Source organism: Luteibacter sp. P4_E6 (assembly GCF_056401535.1).
On the sequence record NZ_JBFUJE010000775.1, the window covers coordinates 1 to 1409 of the forward strand.

Sequence of the window (1409 nt, forward strand, 5' to 3'; positions counted from 1 at the left end):
CTTCGGCCACGAGTTCATGGGCGTCGTGGAGGACGCGGGTCCGGAAGTGACCAACGTGGCCGTCGGTGACCGGGTGGTCATTCCCTTCGTCATTGCCTGCGGAAAGTGCTTCTTCTGTGAAAACGACCTCTTTGCCGCCTGCGAGACGACGAACCCCGACCAAGGGTCGAGTCTGCGCAAACGGTCCATGATGACGCCTCCCGCTGCCCTGTTCGGCTACTCGCACCTTTATGGTGGCGTGCCGGGCGGTCAGGCGGAATTTGTCCGCGTACCCAAGGCCAACGTCGGCCCGTTCAAGGTGCCGGGCAGTCTCCCCGACGAGCGCGTGTTGTTCCTGTCGGACATCTTGCCCACGGGATATCAGGCCGTGCTCAACGCAAAAATCGAGCGAGGCTCCACCGTTGCCATCTTCGGTGCAGGCCCCGTAGGCCTGATGGCCGCCGCCTGCGCAAAGATGTTGGGCGCGGAGAGAATCTTCATGGTCGACGAGGAGCGCTATCGCCTCGATTTTGCAGTCACGGCGTTCGACGTCATCCCCGTCGATTTCAGTTCGGTAGACCCCTCGGAGTTCATTCTCGAGCAGACCGCAGGCCGCGGCGTCGACGCCTCCATTGATGCGGTGGGGTTCGAAGCGAAGGGCAGCACGACGGAAACGGTGCTCAGCACGTTGAAGCTGGAAACCAGTTCCGGCGAAGTGCTTCGCCAAGCCATTTCTGCGACCCGGCGTGGTGGCGTCGTCAGCATCCCGGGGGTGTATGCCGGCTTCATCCACGCGTTCCTCATCGGAGACGCATTCGACAAGGGCCTCACCTTGGCAATGGGTCAGACCCATGTCCAGAAATATTTGCCGGAACTCCTTGAATTCATCGAAGACGGCAAATTACAGCCGGACATCATCATCTCTCACCGCATGAAGCTGGCGGACGCCGCAAAGGGGTACGAGATTTTTGACAAGAAGGAAGAAGACTGCCGCAAGGTTGTCCTCACCCCATGACCCCGCTCGACAAGCCGCTGAAGCGCGACACGGTCATCCTGTACCTCGGCACCACGTGACGCTCTGGGAACCTGGCGTCACTCCTCGACAGCATTGAGCCCTTCCCGGTGCTGAGTGCCCCACTCGCTACGCCTGAGCAAGAAGTACAACCAGCCCAGTGCCGCGCCACCGTGGCGCATCAACTGGAACGAAAAGGGTTCCAGGATCGACGCAAGCAACGCCATGCCAAAACTCGAGGTCGTACTGTCGCCACTCCACCGTCGGTACAAGTGCACGGACCAGGCCTGAAACGCCAGATCGATGGCGATCTTGCCCAGGATGATGATCAACACTGGCAGCACGATCGCGACATGGCCACCAAAAAGAAAGGCGAGCAGCAGGAAAAAGGCTGTCAATCCATAGAGCGGCTGCACTG

Annotated in this window: 2 protein-coding genes; one reads left to right on the forward strand and one right to left on the reverse strand. The window is 60.3% G+C overall.

Annotation, left to right across the window (positions count from 1 at the left end; genetic code table 11):
• Positions 1-994 (forward strand): alcohol dehydrogenase catalytic domain-containing protein (locus AC1DT2_RS23380; RefSeq protein WP_477299068.1); only part of this gene is annotated, 994 nt, incomplete at its 5' end.
• A 77-nt stretch (positions 995-1071) separates the two neighbouring features.
• Here the strand turns inward: AC1DT2_RS23380 and AC1DT2_RS23385 are convergent.
• The coding region (locus tag AC1DT2_RS23385) for a hypothetical protein (protein WP_477299069.1) at positions 1072-1409 on the reverse strand (338 nt) is incomplete at its 5' end.